Annotated in this window: 17 protein-coding genes; 13 read left to right on the top strand and 4 right to left on the bottom strand. The window is 67.7% G+C overall.

The window, feature by feature from the left end; all coding sequences use genetic code 11:
* Positions 1 to 39: 39 nt before the first annotated feature.
* On the top strand, positions 40 to 738 hold the full coding sequence (gene thiE / locus ON20_RS23915; protein ID WP_040838740.1) for a thiamine phosphate synthase: 699 nt from the start codon (positions 40 to 42) through the stop codon (positions 736 to 738).
* Between the two features lie 19 nt (positions 739 to 757).
* Here the strand turns inward: thiE and ON20_RS23910 are convergent, their stop codons facing one another.
* The 3 genes from ON20_RS23910 to ON20_RS23900 form a co-directional block, all read right to left on the bottom strand.
* Positions 758 to 3,238 (bottom strand): serine/threonine-protein kinase, encoded by a 2,481-nt coding sequence (locus tag ON20_RS23910; protein WP_281032897.1) that lies wholly within the window; start codon positions 3,236 to 3,238, stop codon positions 758 to 760.
* A gap of 4 nt (positions 3,239 to 3,242) precedes the next feature.
* The gene (locus ON20_RS23905; RefSeq protein WP_051163225.1) at positions 3,243 to 4,169 is read right to left on the bottom strand and encodes a glutamate ABC transporter substrate-binding protein; all 927 of its coding nucleotides are present in this window, start codon (positions 4,167 to 4,169) and stop codon (positions 3,243 to 3,245) included.
* Positions 4,170 to 4,255: 86 nt separating this feature from the next.
* Positions 4,256 to 5,617, bottom strand: coding sequence for a GlnX family signal transduction membrane protein (locus ON20_RS23900; protein WP_040838949.1), 1,362 nt, complete (start codon positions 5,615 to 5,617; stop codon positions 4,256 to 4,258).
* A gap of 169 nt (positions 5,618 to 5,786) precedes the next feature.
* Here ON20_RS23900 and ON20_RS23895 point away from each other — a divergent pair, with 169 nt between their 5' ends.
* Positions 5,787 to 6,512, top strand: coding sequence for an NUDIX domain-containing protein (locus tag ON20_RS23895; RefSeq protein WP_040838738.1), 726 nt, complete (start codon positions 5,787 to 5,789; stop codon positions 6,510 to 6,512).
* 38 nt (positions 6,513 to 6,550) lie between these two features.
* Positions 6,551 to 7,687 (top strand): epoxide hydrolase family protein, encoded by a 1,137-nt coding sequence (locus ON20_RS23890; RefSeq protein ID WP_040838736.1) that lies wholly within the window; start codon positions 6,551 to 6,553, stop codon positions 7,685 to 7,687.
* 20 nt (positions 7,688 to 7,707) lie between these two features.
* Here ON20_RS23890 and ON20_RS37465 read toward each other — a convergent pair whose 3' ends face one another.
* On the bottom strand, positions 7,708 to 7,863 hold the full coding sequence (locus ON20_RS37465; RefSeq protein WP_169332370.1) for a CG2302 family histidine operon protein: 156 nt from the start codon (positions 7,861 to 7,863) through the stop codon (positions 7,708 to 7,710).
* A gap of 173 nt (positions 7,864 to 8,036) precedes the next feature.
* On the opposite strand from ON20_RS37465, the gene ON20_RS23885 reads away from it, so the two are divergent.
* The 10 genes from ON20_RS23885 (at position 8,037) to ON20_RS33405 (ending at position 19,955) form a co-directional block, all read left to right on the top strand.
* Positions 8,037 to 9,752, top strand: coding sequence for an acyclic terpene utilization AtuA family protein (locus ON20_RS23885; RefSeq protein WP_040838734.1), 1,716 nt, complete (start codon positions 8,037 to 8,039; stop codon positions 9,750 to 9,752).
* Between the two features lie 5 nt (positions 9,753 to 9,757).
* Positions 9,758 to 10,900 (top strand): acyl-CoA dehydrogenase family protein, encoded by a 1,143-nt coding sequence (locus ON20_RS23880; RefSeq protein ID WP_438803434.1) that lies wholly within the window; start codon positions 9,758 to 9,760, stop codon positions 10,898 to 10,900.
* Positions 10,897 to 12,495 carry an acyl-CoA carboxylase subunit beta gene (locus tag ON20_RS23875; protein WP_040838729.1) on the top strand — a complete coding sequence of 533 codons (1,599 nt, stop codon included), beginning with the start codon at positions 10,897 to 10,899 and terminating at the stop codon, positions 12,493 to 12,495. Before ON20_RS23880 ends, ON20_RS23875 begins: the two co-directional genes overlap by 4 nt.
* Before the next feature lie 8 nt (positions 12,496 to 12,503).
* A complete protein-coding gene (locus ON20_RS23870; RefSeq protein ID WP_040838727.1) occupies positions 12,504 to 14,624 on the top strand; it encodes an acetyl/propionyl/methylcrotonyl-CoA carboxylase subunit alpha in 2,121 nt (706 codons plus the stop codon).
* 68 nt (positions 14,625 to 14,692) lie between these two features.
* A complete protein-coding gene (locus tag ON20_RS23865; protein ID WP_040838948.1) occupies positions 14,693 to 15,853 on the top strand; it encodes an acyl-CoA dehydrogenase family protein in 1,161 nt (386 codons plus the stop codon).
* Positions 15,854 to 15,864: 11 nt separating this feature from the next.
* Positions 15,865 to 16,650, top strand: a complete 786-nt coding sequence (locus ON20_RS23860; protein ID WP_040838725.1) for an enoyl-CoA hydratase family protein — start codon at positions 15,865 to 15,867, stop codon at positions 16,648 to 16,650.
* 7 nt (positions 16,651 to 16,657) lie between these two features.
* Positions 16,658 to 17,260 (top strand): TetR/AcrR family transcriptional regulator, encoded by a 603-nt coding sequence (locus ON20_RS23855; RefSeq protein WP_040838723.1) that lies wholly within the window; start codon positions 16,658 to 16,660, stop codon positions 17,258 to 17,260.
* A gap of 223 nt (positions 17,261 to 17,483) precedes the next feature.
* Positions 17,484 to 18,122 (top strand): DUF3558 domain-containing protein, encoded by a 639-nt coding sequence (locus ON20_RS23850; protein WP_083865168.1) that lies wholly within the window; start codon positions 17,484 to 17,486, stop codon positions 18,120 to 18,122.
* A 175-nt stretch (positions 18,123 to 18,297) separates the two neighbouring features.
* A complete protein-coding gene (locus tag ON20_RS23845; RefSeq protein WP_157228967.1) occupies positions 18,298 to 19,461 on the top strand; it encodes a hypothetical protein in 1,164 nt (387 codons plus the stop codon).
* Entirely contained in the window at positions 19,458 to 19,955 is a 498-nt protein-coding gene (locus ON20_RS33405) for a hypothetical protein (protein WP_051163173.1), read from the top strand. Before ON20_RS23845 ends, ON20_RS33405 begins: the two co-directional genes overlap by 4 nt.
* The last annotated feature ends 29 nt before the right edge of the window (positions 19,956 to 19,984 follow it).

Here is a 19,984-nt window from a genome sequence, read left to right as displayed (position 1 = left end):
TGCTCGCTTCCCCACGGTAGCGCGGCTACGGTCATAGGCGTGCAACCGTCCCACGCCCGCCGAGCGCTGCCGCCGCGAGACCGGTTGGCCACCGCGCGTCTGTACCTGTGCACCGATGCCCGCCGGGAGAAGGGCGACCTCGCCGAGTTCGCCGAGGCCGCGCTGGCCGGCGGAGTGGATATCATCCAGCTTCGCGACAAGGGCTCCCCGGGGGAGGCGAAGTTCGGACCGCTGGAGGCGAAGGCCGAACTCGGAGCGCTCGCCGAACTCAAGGCCGCCGCGCGCCGGTACGGCGCCCTGTTCGCGGTGAACGACCGCGCCGATCTGGCACTGGCCGCCGGAGCCGACGTGCTGCACCTGGGGCAAGAGGACCTGCCGCCCTGGTACGCCCGCCGTATCCTGGGCCCGGACGTGGTGATCGGCCGCTCCACCCACGACCGTTCCCAGGCCGGCCCGGCCGCCGTCGACGAGAACATCGACTACTTCTGCACCGGCCCGGTCTGGGCCACCCCCACCAAGCCGGGCCGTCCGGCCGCCGGTCTGGAGCTGGTCCGGGCCACTGCCGACTCCCGACCGACCCGTCCGTGGTTCGCCATCGGCGGTATCGACCACGGCACGCTGCCGGAGGTCCTCGCGGCGGGAGCTACCCGTGTGGTCGTGGTCCGCGCGATCGCCGCGGCCGATGATCCGGAAGCCGCTGCCCGCGAGCTGAAAACCGCGCTGTTGGAAGCCGACTGAACCGGCGCGGACTCCCGGCTCAGAACCAGGTGGTGGCGCGGATGTAATTGGCCAGGTCCACCAGCTTGTAGCGGTGGCGGCGGTCCGGGGCCATCCGAGCGAGGGTGCGCAGGCCGGCTTCGGCGCCGTCGCGCAGGTCGCGTTCGGTGAAGCCGCTGCCGAGCAGGCCGGTGCGGGGGCGTCGCGGTGTGTTGCCCGCCCGCAGCCAGGCGAGAGCGCTGCCGAGGACCATGACGCGCAGCTGTATCGTTCGGCGTTCCTCGGCGGGAAGGGCCGCGGTTCTGGCCGCGGCGTCGTGCAGGGTGGCTTCGGGGAGACCGGCGACGGGGGCCGAGGTGAGCAGCAGCAGGATGGCCGTCATTCGGGCGGTGGTGAAGTACCGCGAGGTCGATGGCACCTCGTCCAGGGCGCCGACCGCCTCGTCGACCCGTCCGGCAGCGGCGAGCTGTCGGGACAGGCCGAAGGCCGCGCTCACCACGCTGCGGTCGGTGCGCCAGACGGTCGCGTAAAACCGCTCGGCGTGACCGCGCCAGACCTCAGGCTCGTCGGTATCCCCCTGCTGCAGGACGAGTTCCGCGGTACCGGCGAGGGCGAGTTTGGGCGCGATCTCGCCGGGCAGCGCCCACAGCACGGCGTCGAAGGCGCTGTAAGCGTTCTCGTAGTCCCGTCGCCACAGCGCGGCCAGGCCGGAGTACCAGTCGATACGCCAATCCCGCGGATCGGCATCCGGGATCGCGGCCGGCAACTCGGTGGCGGCGTCGGTGTCGCCGCGGTCCAAGCGGATCCGGGCCTCGGCCAGCCGAATCTCTAGTGCCAGGGTGTCGGGCACGGAATCGGGGTCGGCTTCGGCACGTTCGCGGGCCGCGCGCAGTTCCTCCAACGCGTGGTCCGGGTCGGGGTGGCCGGTGCCGGCCAGAATCGTGGCGGCCGGATTGCCCGGGTCGATCAGGGGCAGCGGTAGCGCCGCGGCGATAGCTGCGGCATTCAGCAGGGGACTGCGCGCGATACCGTCGGCGAGCGCATCGATCTGCGTGATCGGCTCGTCGGTGCCGTATGTCCTGCGCTGCCGCCCGAATACCGTGGACGATTGGGGATGTTCGACGCCGCTGTCCTGGGCCAGGATTTCCCGCAGCACCCCGGACAGTTGCGCGGCCATGGCGCGGGCGGAGGGGAAGCGTCGCCGCGGGTCGGGGTCGGTCGCGCGCACCAGCAATCGGTGGAAGTACTCGTAGCGGGCCAGAACCGGCTCCTGCCCCGGATCGGGGAGACCATCCAGATAGTGCCCGCGGTCGGTGGGCATATTCAGGGTCAGCACGGCGAGGGTGCGGCCCACGGTGTAGATATCGGAGGCGACCGTGGGACCGGTATCGGCGATCTCGGGAGCCTGGAAGCCCTTGGTTCCGTACAGGTTCCCGTAGGCCTCGATGGGAGCGACCGCGCCGAGGTCGATAAGCTTGACCTGGTCCTCGGTCACCATCACGTTGTCGGGTTTGAGGTCGTTGTAGGAGAGCCCGGTGGAGTGCAGATAGTCCAGGGCGGGCAGGATCTCCAGTATGTAGGCGATGGCCTCGGGGACCGGCATCCGCTCGGGACGCGGATGCGCGTCGAGCAGTTTCCGCAGCGAGCGGCCGCCGACATATTCCATGACGATGAAGCCGATCGGCTCGCCGTCGCGGTCGCGGTGCTCGACGAAATTGTGGATTTTGACAATGGTGGGATGGGCCACCTCGGCGAGGAATTCGCGTTCGGCCACCGCGACCGCGCGTGCCTCGGCGTCCCCGGAATGCAGTAGCCCTTTGAGCACCACCCAGCGGTCGCTGACATTGCGGTCGATCGCCAGATAGATCCAGCCCAGGCCGCCGTGTGCGAGACAGCCCTGGACCTCATACTGGCCGGCCACCATATCGCCCGGCTCCAGTGCGGGGCGGAAATCGTAGAAAGCACCGCATTTTCCGCAGTATCCGCTGGTGGTGGCCGCTCCGGTAGTGCCGGCGCGCCCGACGGGATTACCGCAGCGCCAGCAGGATCGCTTGCTTTCGGCAACCACCGGATCGGTCAGGACGGCGGCACTCGGATCGACGGGATCGACGGTGGGGATCTCGACCAGTCCCTCACCCAGGGTCCGGACCGCGGGACGGGCGCGGACGGTGCGGGTGCTGCGGCCCGTGGTCCGCATCGACGGCATCGAGCCCCGCTGCGATGTTCCCGGCCGCGAACCGGCCGCCGTCGCGTCGGGTGTCGCCGTGGTACCCGGCATCGCCGCCGTTCCGGCGACCGCGGCGGTTCCCGGGCCGTCCAACGGCGCCGCCCGCGCTCTGCGGCCGGAATCCGTTCGGCGGCCGCCGTCGATTCCGGCGGTCGGTGTGCGTCGGGTCGCTTGCCCGGCCGCGGTCCGCGGATCGGCCGTATCGTCGGATTCGTGGACGGCGTCGGACGAGACCCGCGGATCCGGGGAATCTCCGGAGTCCGTGGGCGAGCGCCCGAGTTCTTCCGCCGACACGAGGTCAATCCCGATAGGTCGGCGGCGGAGGTCCGGGCGAGTTCCCCAGTAGCGACAGCCAGCGGTTGTAGAGGCGGTTCCAGGTGCCGTCGGCGCGGATACGGTCGAGGGTGCCGTTCACGAACCGCACCACATCGTCGTGCCCCATGGGGATGCCGATTCCGTACGGCTCCACGCTGATACTCGGACCGACCAACTCGGTGTAGGGGTCCTGCACGGCCAGACCGGCCAGGATCGCGTCGTCGGTACTGACGGCGTCCACCTGCCGCTGCTGTAGGACGACGAGGCAGTCGGCCCAGGTGGGGACGGTGAGCACCTCCGCCTCGGGTTGGATACGGTGAATATGTTCCAGCGAGGTGGTGCCGCGTACCGTGCAGACCCGCTTGCCCGCCAGGTCGCCGAAACCACGGATACCGGAGTCCTTCACCGCCAGCACCCGCTGGTGCGCGTGCAGGTAGACGGTGGAGAACGTCACCTTCTCCCGCCGTTCGCAGGTGATACTCATGGTCTTGACGACCATATCGACCGTGCGGTTGACCAGTGCCCGTTCCCGGTCCTCCGAACCGAGGCTGCGGTATTCGATCAGATCGGGATTGCCGAAGAGATCGCGGGCCACCTCGCGGGCGATATCGGCGTCGAAGCCGACGATCACACCGCTGACCGGATCGCGGAAGCTGAACAGGTTACTGCCCGCGTCCAATCCGACCACCAGTCGTCCCCGGGCCCGGATGGCGTCCAGATTGAGCCCGCGCGGATCGGCGATGGGCCGCAGACTGGCGGTGGGGTCACCGCACTCGGAGTCGCCGGGGCCGGACAGCGGATCGTCCTTGTCCACCGGAATCGCCTGTGCCGGTAGCGGAGGTTCGGTATAGCTGAGGTGTCCCGGGTCTTCGCCGGGGTCCGGCCCGGTGGCGCAGCCGCCCAACAGCATTACCGCGGTGAGTGCGAACAGGGTCCGCGAGACGCGGGTTCGTGAGGGGCGTGCCGGTATTCGCGGTGTCGGTGTATGCGCGGCGGTCATTGGTACTCCCGCAGTCTGGGCCAGATACCGAATACGATGTAGCCTGCGGCGGCGATACCGAGGATCGCCGCTCCGGGCGCCAGATAGTCGAAGACTCGGGCACTTCGGGAGATCTTGTCGCGCAAGGTGTCACGCGCCTCGGAGATTCCCTGGCCGAGCGCCTGATCCAATTCCTCGACATGGATGGTGGCGTTCACCGCGCCGGGACCGGTGGCCGATGTGGCGGCGCGGGCGAAATCTCCCCGGTTCAGGGCGTCGTTCATGCGCCGGTGCGCACCGAGCCACCGGTCCAGCGCCGAGCGGGCGGTGGTGGACGCGGGGTCGTCGTGTTCGGACAGCAATTCGTTCAGTCTGGTGATGTTGGCGTCGAAGGTGCGATCGTAATCGCCGGAGGTATCGCGGCGCACCAGCTTCAGCGTTTCCGCCGAGCGCGCCTGCTGGGCCAGGATTCGGCTCTCGATGAGCCGGGCCGACAGGACCGCGTCGTCGGCGCGCGCACCGGCCATGGACGCCGCCGCGATGGCGCCCGCGAACACCGTCCAGGCCAATAGGATCAGCATCGCCCCGGATGCCAGCAGCAGTCCGGGGTTGAAGGTCCGGTGCCAGTGTCGGGCCAGCAGGATCTGTGCCCAGATCAGCGTGCCCAGGGCCGCGAGCAGCAACAGGAATGCGAGCCAGGGCGGCCGAATCTGGTGGCGTTGGGCGTCGTCCACCGCGGCGGCACGCCGCTGGTGCAGTTGTTCGGCCATCGGCAGCAGAACGGTCTGCATCTGGTTGGACGCCTCGCTCAAGTAGGCGGCGCCCACGGGATGTCCGGCGCGGTTGTTCGCCCGGGCGGTTTCCACGAGTCCGGAGTAGACCGGCAGTCCGGCGGCGATCCCCATGCGCTGCCGTAGATCCTCGCCGTCGTTGCCGGACAGCCGCACCAGTTCCGCCGCGCCCTCGCCCATGGCCTGGCTGTATCGGTCGCGCACGGCCTGCGGTTCCAGGCCGCCGGAGATGAAGGCCGTACTGGCGGCGGCGTCGGCGACCGACAGCGAGGTGTAGAGGTGGTGTGCCGCATTGGCATCCGGTTCGATATCGGTGAGCAGGAGGTCCAGACCGTGCTGCCGGTCGTTCACCGAGGCCGCGCTCACCACTCCGGCCGCCAGGCACAGGCCGACCAGAAGTAGGCCGATACCGATGAGCCGTCCCGGCGACGACTGCGCGAACGACCGTAACCGACCGATTGCGAGTCGTTCCCGGACCGTCGCCACGCGAGGGCGTAGCGGAAATAGTTGCCCGGTCCTGCTCGACGGTTCAGGGCCGGCCGTCGACTCGGGTTCGACCGCCACCCGATCCGCTGCCACCCGCGTCATGTCCACCTCCCCGCTCGGGGCGCCGTGTGCGCTGTGTCGAGCGTATTCGGTTATGCCCCGTCGCGCGCTTCGACGGTGTATTCCGACGTTATCCTCCCGCACCACCACGCCATCTGCTGTCCGGTTTGCGGCAGGATGGGATGGGGTCGGTTGACGAGGACGGTACGAGATGCGCGGTGATGGTGACGGCTGGGCGCTGAGCCCGGGAGGGGTGCGGCACTGGGGTCGGTTCGGTGCGGCGGGGTTGCTGCTGCGTGCGCCGCTGGAAGGCGGTGGGTCGGCGGTGCTGCTGCAGCACCGTGCCCTCTGGAGCCATCAAGGCGGAACATGGGCACTGCCCGGTGGAGCGCGGGACAGTGACGAGACAGCGGTGCACACCGCTGTCCGTGAGGCCGAAGAGGAAGCCGGTATCGCGGCCGACGACGTACAGGTGCGGGCCGAGCGGCTGACCGCCACCGCACCCAGTGGTTGGACGTACACCACCGTGGTCGCCGATGCCGCCACACCATTGCCGACCAGCGCCAACCAGGAGAGCACCGCATTGGCGTGGGTGCCGGAGCGCGAGGTGGAGCGCCATCCATTGCATCCCGGTTTCGCCGCGGCCTGGCCGTCGCTGCGCGCGCTTCAGGCCCGGATCGATCTGAGCGGTCTCGCGGAGGAGACGGCCACCGAACTGGTGAAGGTCCTGCCGCGGACCATCGAGTCGGCCGAACATGGTTTCGTCTGGTTGCACGCCCATCCCGACGGCCCCGGCGGTCGGGCCGCCCTCGACCTGCTCGTCGTCGATGCGCCCGAGCGGGCGGTCCTTCCGGGGGCGGATGCGCCCGGCGTACCGCCGTTCGCGCTCACGGTGACGCGTGAGCAGTTGCTGTCTCGAGCGGATCTGTTCGATTGAGGACGGAAATGTCCTGAGGAGTGCTTAACTTCGGCGGCATGACGAGCATCGAGCCCTTCCGAATCGCCATCCCGCAATCCGCCATCGACGACTTGAACACCCGGCTGGCCGCTACCCGCTGGCCGGACGAACTGCCCGATGTCGGTTGGAGCCATGGCATACCGACTGGTTATGTGCGCGAATTCGCCGAGTACTGGCGAACCCGCTACGACTGGCGCGCACACGAGGCCGCGCGCAATGCGTACGAGCAGTTCGTCACGGAAATCGACGGGGAGCGGATGCACTTCGTGCACGTTCGCTCACCCGAACCGGACGCCGTACCGCTGGTGCTCGTGCAGGGCTGGCCGTTCACCGATTTCACCGAGGTCATCGGCCCGCTTGCGAATCCGCGCTCCCACGGCGCGGATCCGGCCGACGCGTTCCACCTGGTGATACCGACTCTGCCCGGTATCGGCTTCTCGGGTCCGACGCGGACACCCGGCGCGGCCGCCACCGAGCGCAGCGCCGAACGGATCGTGACCCTGATGCGACGCCTGGACTATCGGCGCTACGGCCTGCAGGGCGGTGACGCGGGGTCGTTCATCGCGCCGCAGGTCGGCCGTATCGCGACCGAACAGGTGATCGGGGTGCATCTCAACGACCCGATCACCATTCCGGCCCGGGACGACGACGGCGCCGGTTACAGCGAGGACGATCGGGCGAGGCTGCGGGAGTTGCGGGACTGGTCGTCTTCGCAGACCTCCGGTTACGCGGCCATCCACTCCACTCGTCCGCAGACCCTCGCGCCGGCGCTGAGCGATTCCCCGGCGGGCATGCTGGCCTGGATCGTGGATGTGGTGCGCAGCTATATCGACCCGTCCAAAACGCTGCCCGAGGAATCCATGGACAGGGACATGCTGCTGACCAACCTCGCGATCCTCTGGCTCACCAATACCGCCGGATCGTCGCTGCGGCTGTACAAGGAATCAGAGCAGTGGGGCGCCGAATTGCCCGATTCCGGGGTGCCGACCGGGGTGGCGGTATTCCCGGGCGGCAGGACGATCCGCGGTATCGCGGAGAAGCAGAACACCGTGGTGCAGTGGTCGCATTTCGACCGCGGCGGCCATTTCGCGGCCATGGAGGCGCCGGATCTGTTCGTTCGGGATGTGCGGGAGTTCTTCGGCAAGCTGCGCTGAGCCCTCTCGGCGGGTTGCCCTCACAGCAGCCAGACGATGGCGCCGATCGCCGCCAGGACGGCGCAGACGCCGAGGCCGATCGCGAGGGGGCGGACGTTCTTCCAGGTGGTGAAGGCGCCGCCGAGGAGGAAGCCGGTCAAGGCGACGAGGAGGACTACCGTGACGTCGGAGGACATGGGTCCATCTTGGCGGGTACGGCGCGGGTGGACGGATGAGGAGCGCCGGCGCTATTAACAAGCACGCATGCTTGATTTTTTCTTGTGGGGCTGTGATGCTGGTTACGTACGTGGGCGGTCACGTACGGACCATGGCGTATGCGCCTGTGTCGCAGTAGGAGGCAGATCCACTGATGAATGGACTGGCGGCCGATCCGAACGTCATACGGATAGGCAACTGTTCCGGGTTCTACGGTGACCGGCACAGCGCCATGCGGGAGATGCTCGAGGCCGGGCAGCTCGATGTGCTCACCGGCGACTATCTCGCCGAACTGACCATGCTGATCCTAGGCCGGGACCGGATGAAGGACGCGGGGCTCGGCTATGCCAAGACCTTCCTCCGGCAGCTCGAGGACTGTCTCGGACTGGCGTTGGAGCGCAATGTTCAGATCGTCACCAATGCCGGTGGGTTGAATCCGGCCGGGCTCGCGGACAAGGTGCGAGAACTGGCCGACCGGCTGGGACTGCGGGTGCGGGTCGGATATGTGGAAGGGGACGACCTCACCGCCCGGGCCGCGGAACTCGGGCTCGGCAAGCCGCTGACCGCCAATGCCTACCTCGGGGCCTGGGGCATTGTGGAATGCCTGAACGCCGGTGCCGATGTGGTGGTCACCGGGCGTGTCACCGACGCCTCGCTGGTTGTCGGCCCCGCCGCCGCCCACTTCGGCTGGAGTCGCGCCGACTATCACCGGCTGGCCGGCGCGGTGGTCGCCGGACACGTGGTCGAATGCGGGACCCAGGCCACCGGAGGCAATTTCGCGTTCTTCACCGAGATCCCCGATCCGGTCCGGCCGGGGTTCCCGATCGCCGAGGTGTATGCCGACGGTAGCAGCGTTATCACCAAACACGAGACCACCGGTGGCGCGGTCACCGTCGATACGGTGCGAGCGCAGTTGATGTACGAGATCCAGGGCGCCCGCTACGCCGGTCCCGACGTCACGGCTCGCCTGGACACCGTCCGGCTGGAATCGGCCGGTCCCGACCGGGTGTTGATCAGCGGCGTGGAGGGTGAGGCACCGCCACCCCGGCTGAAAGTCTCGCTCAACACCCTCGACGGTTTCCGCAACGAGATGGGTTTCATCCTCACCGGCCTCGATATCGAGGCCAAGGCCGACCTGGCGAGGCGGCAGTTGGAGGCCTGGATGCCGCGCAAACCCGCCGAACTGGAATGGACCCTGGCACGCCTGGACCGTCCGGACGCCGACACCGAGGAACAGGCCAGCGCGCTGCTGCGCTGTGTGGTCCGCGATCCCGACCCGAATGTGGTGGGACGGGCCTTCTCGAGTGTCGCGGTCGAACTGGCTCTGGCGAGCTATCCGGGCTGTAGTTTCACCGCGCCGCCGGGAAACGGCTCGCCGTACGGGGTGTTCGGTCCCGGATACGTCGACGCGGAGAAGGTGCCGCATACCGCCGTGCTCCCGGACGCCTGCCGGGTCCTGGTCGGCGCCCCGGGTGAAACCCGGGAATTGGCCGAGGTTCCGGAACCGCCGCTGCCCGCACCGTTCCCGGTCGGAGAGACCTGCCGGCTTCCCCTGGGTACCATCGCCCTGGCGCGCAGCGGCGACAAGGGCGGGGACGCCAATATCGGCGTCTGGGTCCGCACCGATGAGCAGTGGCGCTGGCTGGCGCACACCCTCACGGTCGACCTGCTCCGGGAACTACTACCGGAAACTGCCCCGCTCACGGTCACCCGGCATGTGCTGCCGAACCTGCGGGCGCTCAATTTCATCGTATCCGGCCTGCTCGGTAAGGGCGTGGCCTATCAGGCGCGGTTCGATCCCCAGGCCAAGGGTCTCGGGGAATGGCTGCGGTCCCGTCATCTCGACATCCCTGTGGAGTTATTGCCGTGAGCACTGTGTGGAACACCCCGGAGCGGCGCGAACTGCGTGCCACCGTCCGCGGGTTCGTGGAACGCGAAATCCTGCCCTACCTGGACGAATGGGAGCGGGTGGGCGAGATCCCGCGGGAATTGCACAAGAAGGCCGGGGCGCTCGGACTGCTCGGCATCCAGTTTCCCGAGCATGCGGGCGGCGCGGGCGGCGACGGTATCGACGCGGCGATCGTCTGTGAGGAGATGCACCAGGCCGGGGCCTCCGGAGGTTTGTTCGCCTCCCTGTTCACCTGCGGTATCGCGGTTCCCCATCTCATCGCCGCCGGCGATTCCGCACAGATCGAACGCTGGGTGAAACCGACACTGGCCGGGGAGAGGATCGGCTCACTCGCCATCACCGAGCCCGGCGGTGGTTCCGACGTCGGACATCTCACCACCACCGCGCGTCGCGACGGTGACCACTACATCGTCAATGGCGCCAAGACCTACATCACCTCCGGCTGCCGCGCCGATTTCGTGGTCACCGCGGTACGCACCGGCGGGGAGGGCGCCTCCGGCATCTCGCTGCTGGTGGTGGAACGCGGCACCTCCGGGTTCACGGTGAGCCGCAAACTGGACAAGATGGGTTGGCGCGCCTCCGATACCGCCGAACTGTCCTACCAGGATGTGCGGGTTCCGGTATCGAACCTGGTGGGTCCGGAGAATTCCGGCTTCGCCCAGATCGCTGCGGCATTCGTCAGCGAACGCGTCGGTCTGGCGGTGCAGGCGTATTCGAGCGCGCAGCGCTGCCTGGATCTGACCCTGGACTGGGTACGCAACCGGGAGACGTTCGGCCGCCCGTTGATCGGCCGGCAGGCGGTGCAGAACACCGTCACCGAAATGGCCCGCCGTATCGATGTCGCTCGCGTCTACACCCGCGAGGTGGCCGCCCGCGCCGCCGCCGGGGAAACCGACCTGATCGCCGAAGTGTGTTTCGCCAAGAACACCGCCGTCGAGGCCGGCGAATGGGTGGCCAACCAGGCCGTGCAGTTGTTCGGTGGACTCGGCTATATGCGCGAATCCGAGGTGGAACGCCAGTACCGGGATATGCGGATTCTCTGTATCGGCGGCGGTACCACCGAAATCCTCACCGGCCTGGCCGCCAAACGATTGGGGTATCAGTCGTGACGACGCTACGCAGCACCCTCGACACCGATTCGCCCGAGTACCTCGCCGCGGCCGAGGCCATGACGGCCAAACTCGCCGAACTGGATGCCGAATTCGCGAAGGTCATCGCGGGCGGCGGCCCGGAGAAACTGGCCCGGCACCGCAAACGCGGCAAACTCACCGCGCGGGAGCGGATCGAACTGCTCATCGACGAGGATTCGCCGTTCCTGGAACTGTGCCCTCTGGCCGCCTGGGGTAGCGAATTCCACGTCGGCGCGAGCACGGTAGCCGGTATCGGCGTGGTGGAGGGCGTGGAATGCATGATCGTCGCGCCCGATCCAACGGTGCGCGGCGGCACCTCCAATCCGTGGACGCTGCGAAAAACGCTGCGCATCAACGATATCGTTCGGGAGAACCGACTTCCGGTGATCTCCCTGGTCGAATCCGGCGGTGCCGATCTGCCCACGCAGAAGGAAGTTTTCGTGCCGGGCGGCCGGATGTTCCGCGACCTCACCCAGGCCTCGGCGGCCGGTATCCCCACCATCGCCCTGGTTTTCGGCAATTCCACCGCGGGCGGCGCGTATATCCCCGGTATGTCCGACCACGTGGTGATGATCAAGGAACGCTCCAAGGTGTTCCTCGGCGGTCCGCCGCTGGTCAAGATGGCCACCGGTGAGGAATCCGACGACGAATCGCTCGGCGGGGCCGATATGCATGCCCGGGTGTCCGGTCTGGCCGACTATTACGCGGTCGACGAACAGGACGCCATCCGGATCGGACGCCGGATCGTCAAGCGGCTGAACCGGCGCAAACAGGGACCGGCGCCGCGAGCCGATATCCGGGAACCGCTGTACGACGCCGAGGACCTGCTCGGTATCGTTCCGCCGGATCTGCGAATCCCGTTCGACCCGCGCGAGGTGGTCGCCCGGATCGTCGACGGTTCCGACTTCGACGAATTCAAACCGCTCTACGGTTCCAGCCTGGTCACCGGCTGGGCGGAACTGCACGGTTACCCGATCGGCATTCTGGCCAATGCCCGTGGCGTGTTGTTCTCCGAGGAATCGCAGAAGGCCACCCAGTTCATCCAGCTGGCCAACAAAACCGATACGCCGCTGCTGTTCCTGCACAACACCACCGGCTATATGGTCGGCAAGGAATACGAGCAGAAGGGCATCATCAAGCACGGCTCGATGATGATCAACGCCGTATCCAATTCGAAGGTCCCGCATATCTCGGTGCTCATGGGCGCCTCCTACGGCGCCGGGCACTACGGTATGTGCGGTCGCGCCTACGACCCGCGGTTCGTCTTCGCCTGGCCCAGCGCGAAATCCGCGGTGATGGGTGGCGCGCAATTGGCAGGCGTCATCTCCATCGTCGGCCGCGCCGCCGCCGAGGCCCGGGGGCAGGCATTCGACGAGGAAGCCGATGCCGGTATGCGGGCCATGGTCGAGGCGCAGATCGAGGCCGAATCGCTGGCCATGTTCATGTCCGGGCGGCTGTACGACGACGGGGTCATCGATCCGCGCGATACCCGAACGGTGCTGGGTATGGCCCTGTCGGCCGTCCACACCGCTCCGATCAAGGGCGCCGAGGGCTTCGGCGTCTTCCGAATGTGAGGCCGGCCGTGACCGATTCGCAGATCATCACCAGTGTCCTGGTCGCCAATCGCGGCGAGATCGCCCGGCGGGTTTTCGCGACCTGTCGGCGAATGGGCCTGGGTACCGTCGCGGTGTATTCCGACGCCGATGCCGATTCCCCGCATGTGGCGGAGGCGGACGCCGCCGTCCGACTGCCGGGCAACACGCCTTCGGAAACCTATCTGCGGGCCGATCTCCTCATCGCCGCCGCACGGGCCACCGGGGCGGACGCGATCCACCCCGGCTATGGATTCCTCTCCGAGAACGCCGAATTCGCTCGGGCCGTGCGGGAAGCCGGTCTGGTGTGGGTGGGACCGCCGGTGGCCGCCATCGAGGAGATGGGGTCCAAGGTCGCGGCCAAGAAGATGATGGACGCGGCCGGAGTTCCGGTACTGGCCGAGCTGAACCCGGACGAGGTCACCGAGGACCTGCTTCCCGTGCTGATCAAGGCGTCGGCCGGCGGTGGCGGGCGGGGTATGCGCGTGGTGCGTGACCTGGCCGAACTGCCCGCCCAGCTCGAGGTGGCGCGGCGGGAGGCGGAATCGGCGTTCGGCGACCCGACGGTGTTCTGCGAACGCTACCTGGAGACCGGCCGCCATATCGAGGTGCAGGTGATGGCCGATACGCACGGCACCATCTGGGCGGTCGGCGAGCGGGAGTGCTCGATTCAGCGCCGGCACCAGAAGGTTCTCGAGGAGGCACCGTCACCGCTGGTGGAGCGGATCGATGCCGCGCGCGGTCAGGGGCCGGAGACGGTAGCGGAGCGTGACCATGGAGGCCCTCCGCGCGCGGCCGATGATGCTGCCGCGCGCGGTCGGGGGTCGGCGGAGCCCGGTATGCGGGACCGGCTGTTCGAGACGGCCCGCAAGGCGGCCGCCGCCATCGGCTACACCGGTGCGGGCACCGTCGAGTTCCTGGCCGACGAGACGGGCGAGTTCTTCTTCCTGGAGATGAACACCCGACTGCAGGTCGAACACCCGGTCACCGAATGCACCACCGGATTGGACCTGGTGCAACTGCAACTGGAGATCGCCCAAGGTGCCGCGCTGGACGTCGAACCGCCCGCCGCGCGGGGACATTCGATCGAGGCGCGGCTCTACGCCGAGGATCCGGCACAGGACTGGCAGCCGCAGAGCGGGACCGTGCACCTTCTCGATATCCCCTCGGTGGAAACGGAATTCGATCTCCTGACCCGGCCCGGTGTGCGGCTCGACAGCGGTGTGGTGGCCGGCTCGGAGGTCGGGGTGCACTACGACCCCATGCTGGCCAAACTCATCTCCTATGGCCGCACCCGCGACGAGGCCGCCCGGCTGCTGGCCGCGGCGCTGCACCGCGCCCGAATCCACGGCCTGGCCACCAGCCGGGATCTGTTGGTCCGGGTGCTGCGGCATCCGGCGTTCCTGGCCGGCGACACCGATACCGCGTTCTTCACCACCCATGGCCTGGACGCCCTGTCCGCGCCGGTGGTGTCGGAGGCGGACGAGGCGCTGTCGGTGGTGGCCGCCGCCCTCGCCGACGCGGCGGCCAACCGCGCCGCGGCCCGGGTCGTCGGCGGGGTGCCGAGCGGCTGGCGAAACCTGTCCTCGCAGTCGCAGCGCAAGTCCTACGAGAGCCGCGCCACCGGAAAACACGAGGTCGGCTACCGGTTCACCCGCAGCGGTGTGGTGGTGGACGGTTTCGACGGTCTCGAACTGATCGAAGCCGCCCCGGACACCGTGGTACTCGCGGTCCCCGGCGAACACGGCCCGGTCCGCCGGCGGTTCACGGTGGCCCGGTACGGCGATCTGGTATGCGTCGATTCGCCGCTGGGCCCGGTGAGCGTGCGCCGGCTGCCGCGCTTCACCGATCCCGCCGACCAGGTGGCCACCGGATCGCTGCTGGCCCCCATGCCGGGCAGTGTGATCCGGTTGGGTGCCGAGGTGGGCAGCGCCGTCGAAGCGGGACAGCCGATTCTGTGGCTGGAGGCGATGAAGATGGAACACACCATCGCCGCCCCCGCCACGGGTGTGCTCACCGCCGTCAATGTCTCCGTCGGCTCGCAGGTCGATGTCGGCACCGTCCTTGCCGTGGTGGAACCCATCGGCGACAACACAGCGGCCGAGCGTTAGCGCCGGAGGAGGCAGCGCAGCGTGACCACGCAGGCGCAGCTCGACCGCCCATTCAACCAGGAGTGATCATGAGCTTCATCGAATCCGAGGAACGCAAGCAGTTGCGGGCCGCCGTCGCCGCGCTGGCCGCCAAGTACACCTACCGCGACTATGTGCTGCCCCGGGCACGCAAGAACGAGCCGCTCACCGAATTGTGGGACGAGGCCGGGAAACTCGGTTTCCTGGGCGTGAACCTGCCGGAAGAGTACGGCGGCGGTGGCGCCGGAATGTACGAGCTGGCGCTGGTGATGGAGGAACTGTCCGCGCAGGGCGCGGGGCTGCTGCTCATGGTGGTGTCCCCGGCGATCTGCGGCACCATCATCACCCGGTACGGCACCGACGAGCAGAAGGCCACCTGGCTGCCCAAACTCGCCGACGGCTCCACCAAGATGGTCTTCGGTATCACCGAACCCGACGCGGGTTCCAATTCGCACCAGATCACCACCACCGCCCGCCGTGACGGCGACGACTGGGTCCTCAACGGCCGCAAGATCTTCATCTCCGGCGTGGACCAGGCCGAGGCGGTGCTGATCGTGGCACGCACCGAGGACCACAAAACCGGCAAGCTCGAGCCGGCGCTGTTCATCGTGCCCACCGACGCGCCCGGCTTCGTGAAGACGCCGCAGGACATGGACATCATCGAACCGGACCACCAGTTCACCCTGTTCCTCGACGATATCCGGCTGCCCGCGAAAGCCCTGGTCGGCAAGGAGGACGCCGCGTTGATGCAGCTGTTCGCGGGCCTGAACCCGGAACGCATCATGGGTGCGGCCATGGCCGTCGGCGTCGGCCGGTATGCCATCGACAAGGCCGTCGAATACGCCAAGGAGCGCACCGTCTGGAAGACCCCGATCGGCGCGCACCAGGGCATCGCGCATCCGCTGGCGGCGGTGAAGGTGGAGCTGGAAATGGCCAAGCTGATGATGCAGAAGGCCGCCACCCTCTACGACGCGGGCGACGAGATGGGCGCCGCGGAGGCGGCGAATATGGCCAAATACGCCGCCGGTGAAGCGAGTATCAAGGCGCTCGACCAGGCCATCCAGACCCACGGCGGCGCCGGACTGACCGCGGAATACGGTCTGGCCGCCATGCTCGGGGCGGCGCGGATCGCCCGGATCGCCCCGGTCAGCCGGGAGATGGTGCTCAACTTCGTGGCCCAGCATTCGCTCGGCCTGCCGAAGTCGTACTGATCGGAGGGACCGTGACGGATACCCCTACCACCGGCCCCTTTGTCGGCTACGCGGCCGAGGACGGCTTCGCCACCCTCACCCTGGACTCCCCGCACAATCGCAACGCCATCTCCTCCCGGCTGGTCACCGAACTGCTCGACGGGTTGGCCCGCGCCGCCGCCGATCCGGCGGTGCGGGGGGTGGTACTCACCCACACCGGCAACACCTTCTGCGCCGGCGCGGACCTGAAGGAAGCGGTGGACGCCGACCCGGCCGTGGCCGCCGACCAGCGCACCCGGTGGATGGTGCGGTTGCTGCGGGCGGTCCTGGAACTGCCGAAACCGGTGATCGCGCAGGTCGACGGCAATGTCCGGGCCGGTGGTATGGGAATCCTGGCGGCCTGCGATATCGCCGTCGCCGGCCGCGGCAGCAGTTTCGCTCTCACCGAGGCCCGGCTCGGCCTCGCACCGTTCGTCATCTCCCTGACCCTGCTGCCCCGGATGCGCACGCGCGCCGCCGACCGGTACTTCCTGACCGGTGAGAAATTCGACGCCGACACGGCCGAACGCATCGGCCTGATCACCCTCGCCGTCGACGACCCGGCCGCCGAGGTGGCGCGGCTGCGTGCCGAACTCCGCAAGGGTTCCCCACAGGGGCTGGCCGAGAGCAAACGCCTCACCACCGCCGCGATCCTGGCCGAATTCGACCGATCCGCCGAGGAGCTCGCCGCCCGCTCCGGCAGGTTCTTCGGCACTCCCGAGGTGATCGAGGGGGCGACCGCCTTCTTGCAGAAGCGTCCGCCCACTTGGGCACAATAGGCTCGCTATGACGACACTGAACGAACCCAAACAGGACCGCAGCCGGGCCACGCGGCAGCGGCTACTCGAGGCGACCATCGACTGTCTGGCCGAAATGGGCTGGTCGGCGGCCACGGTCGCGGTGGTGGCCGAGCGGGCCGGGGTTTCGCGCGGCGCCGCCCAGCATCACTTCCCGACCCGCGAAGACCTGATCACCGCGGCCCTGACCTATATGTTCGACACCCGCACCGAGCAGGCCCTGGATCCCGCGGTCACCGCCACCGGCCGGGCGCGCACCGAGGCGGTGGTCACCGGCCTGGTCGAGTCCTACACCAGTCCGCTGTTCAAGGCGGCCCTCCAGGTGTGGACCCATGCCGCCGCCGACCCGGTACTCCGAGAACGCATCGTCCCCTTGGAGGCCCGTTTCGGCCGCGGCGCCCACCGACGTGCCGTCGCGGCCCTCGGCGTGGACGACTCCGACCCGGTCACCCACCGGCTCGTGCAGGCCACCCTCGACCTGGCCCGCGGTTTGGGCCTGGCCGATGTGCTCACCGACGACTCGGCCCGCCGCAAGGAAATCGTCGCCCAGTGGGCGGCGACCTTGCACGAAGCCCTGGAAGCCAGGCGGTAGCCGAAGCGGCTCAGGCCGAGAGTGAATCGTCCCGGGTTCCGTACCTTCCTGCTCTGGCCTGGCTTCGGCCTCGTGAACTCGCCCGAACCGGGTTCGGAGCTCGAAATTTCCACGTCAAGGACTCCACGAGACGGGAGCATCGGACTGTGCCATCATTACCGACTGCTGGTGGCTGTCTGTACCCGAGGGGAGCGGGCGGCGATTTCGAGGTTCGGGGGTTTCGATGATGAGGACGATCTCCGCCACCGGTTGTCTGGTGGTGGGTGTGGTGGCATTGGTCGCCTGTTCTGGTGGTTCCACCGGCCAGGGTGCGAAAACGGCGGTTTCGGCGACCGCCTCGCCGACGGCGTCCGCGGGGACGAGCGTCTCCGTGAGGGTGAATGTCCCACCCGCGCCGGTGCAGACCGGCGCGAAGCCGGTTCGGTTCGACCCATGTGTGAGTGTGGGCGATGATCTGGTGACCAGGGCGGGATTCGACCCGGGAACCCGGGAAAGAGCCACTGCCGAAGGCGTTGGTATCTTCACGGAAATCGGCTGCCAGTTCTGGCGTGAAACGCTGGTCGATGGCGAGAAGTACCCCACCGGGGCGGTTTCGGTGACGTCGAGCGATCTGACTCTCGACGATATACGAAAGAACGCCGGACACGAGGTTTTCAACTCGGATCCGATCGGCGGGCGAGAGGCCGTTCTGTACCGGACCCCGGCGAATGCCGGCGCCTGCTCGGCGGCTGTCGAATCATCCGACGGGACCTTCAATGTGGGCATCATTGCGCTGCCGGCAGGTCCGGTCGAGACGCCTGCGCCCTGCGGCGAGATCCGCAGGGTGGCAGAAATTCTGAGCGAATCGCTCGGCACCGACTAGAACCCCCATTCGCCATAACGATCGGATGATTCGGTCGGCGCGAAGACAACGAAGAAGCGAACGGATTCAGAGGATATCGATGACCGAGACACTATCGGCGAATCCCAGCGAGATCGCTGGTCTGGGTGTTCTCCTCACCTCGATCGGGGCCGATCTCCTTTCGGCGTCGGATTTCGTGGCGAAGGAGGGAAAAGCGGCGGATTGGCTCCACGGGCCGATCATCGACACCCTGGTGGCCCCTGTCAACGATGCGGCGGATTGGATGTCGCAGCGACACCGGGTGCTCGCCGACACCATCACCGGCAGCGGTACGGAACTCAACAAGGCCGCCTGGATGTATCACGACCAGGACCAGAAGACCTATGCCGCGCTGAACGCGGCCACCGAGTCGGCCCTTCCGGGAGATGACAGCACCGAGGAGAGCGGCGCAACCGCGCAATACGCGAGTGCTGCCAACTATTCCAAGCCGGAGTCGTTCAAGCTCGAGGCGCCGGCCGCGAACAAAGAAGAGCTCGCCGGCCTCATCGGTGAAGTTTTCCCGGTGCTCCGCAGCGTGAACGAGTCCATCAAGAGCATCACCCGGGCCGCGGGAAACGAATTCGACCCGTTGGTTAAATGTCTGGAGCCGATTCCGGGGAATTGGTCCGAGATCCGCAGGCTCGGTGAGGTGTACAAGGCGGCCGGCAACGGGATCGAGGCATGTGGTAAAAACCTCGAATCCGGGTTGAAGCGGATCGACGGAAGTACGAACGGCCAACCCAATTGGGACGGCAAGGCCGCCATATCTTTCCATGATTGGGCGACCAGGCAGATCGCGGCGATGAAATGGGAAGGCCCGGTCGGCCGGGTCGTCAGCGATTGTGCGGGCGAGGTTGCCGACATGATCCGGGACGGCATCCGAACCATCCTCGACAAGCTCTGGGGGATGCTCAACAAGTATGTCGATTTCGACGACATCAAAGGCGCCCTCAAGTCGGTTGCGAACATCCTTTCCTCAGCGCTCCCGGGACTCGGAGCTGCCCGTATCGCCAAGCTGGTTGTGGATATCGGTATCCTCGTCAACTCTGCGATCAAGGTGGTCGACAAGATCAAAGAGCTTGCCGATGCCTTCAAGAGCCTCCTCGATATCCTCAAGGACCCGGTGGGCCAGTTGAGCGAGAACGCGAAACAGAAGCTGGAAGAGGTCATCGCGCCCATCACCAGTAAGATCGATAACGCGACCCGCGCGGCGGCCGTCGGCCAGGACATCGGGCAGATCGCGGATTACGGTGCCACCACCAACCGACCCACCCAGTCCTATGACGTGGGCTCCGGCACCGCACCGTGGGAGGACGCGTGAGCAAACCGCAATGGGGCAGCATGCGGGAGCCCGATATCGATCCCGCGGTGGAGGCTATCGCCCGGAAAGTCATGCAGGCGGTGGATAATCTGCGCACAGCCACGATTCGCTTGGCCGATATCGACGTCGAGGAACTTTTCGGCGGCCCCACCGAGGTAAACGAGGAATTCATCTCCCTGGTCGCCGGGATGGACACCGCGTCCCCGGCGCTCAAGGTGTATGCCGAACGAGTCGCCGGCGGCGAATGCCAATGGTGCGATATCGAAACCCTCGCCAATCCGGTGCCACCGGAAGTCGCCGAGATGAAGAACTCGCCGCAGTTCATCTGGAAGTGGACTCCGGAACCACCGCAAGTACCCGCATCGCCGCCGGCCCCCACATGGTCGCCGCATCGGTCCCCGACCCATCGGCCACGAACAGGCGAAGCCGTTGTCGGGCCCAGCGACTGGCCCGACGACTTCGAGGAATATCCCGGCGAGCGGCGGTGGCGTTGAGACGAATGCCGCCGTCGCTGTTCGTACCC

It is taken from the genome of Nocardia brevicatena NBRC 12119 (assembly GCF_000308495.1).
Classification (GTDB): domain Bacteria; phylum Actinomycetota; class Actinomycetes; order Mycobacteriales; family Mycobacteriaceae; genus Nocardia; species Nocardia brevicatena.
The sequence above is the reverse complement of the archived record's forward strand: the minus strand, read 5'-3'. Positions and strand labels throughout refer to the sequence as shown.

Excerpts from the sequence above, each read along its gene's own strand:
- ON20_RS23905 (WP_051163225.1), bottom strand. The coding sequence starts at position 4,169 with ATGCTGTTGGGCGGCTGCGCCACCGGGCCGGACCCCGGCGAAGACCCG.
- ON20_RS23900 (WP_040838949.1), bottom strand. The coding sequence starts at position 5,617 with ATGACGCGGGTGGCAGCGGATCGGGTGGCGGTCGAACCCGAGTCGACG.
- ON20_RS23895 (WP_040838738.1), top strand. The coding sequence starts at position 5,787 with ATGCGCGGTGATGGTGACGGCTGGGCGCTGAGCCCGGGAGGGGTGCGG.
- ON20_RS23890 (WP_040838736.1), top strand. The coding sequence starts at position 6,551 with ATGACGAGCATCGAGCCCTTCCGAATCGCCATCCCGCAATCCGCCATC.
- ON20_RS37465 (WP_169332370.1), bottom strand. The coding sequence starts at position 7,863 with ATGTCCTCCGACGTCACGGTAGTCCTCCTCGTCGCCTTGACCGGCTTC.
- ON20_RS23885 (WP_040838734.1), top strand. The coding sequence starts at position 8,037 with ATGAATGGACTGGCGGCCGATCCGAACGTCATACGGATAGGCAACTGT.
- ON20_RS23865 (WP_040838948.1), top strand. The coding sequence starts at position 14,693 with ATGAGCTTCATCGAATCCGAGGAACGCAAGCAGTTGCGGGCCGCCGTC.
- ON20_RS23855 (WP_040838723.1), top strand. The coding sequence starts at position 16,658 with ATGACGACACTGAACGAACCCAAACAGGACCGCAGCCGGGCCACGCGG.
- ON20_RS23850 (WP_083865168.1), top strand. The coding sequence starts at position 17,484 with ATGATGAGGACGATCTCCGCCACCGGTTGTCTGGTGGTGGGTGTGGTG.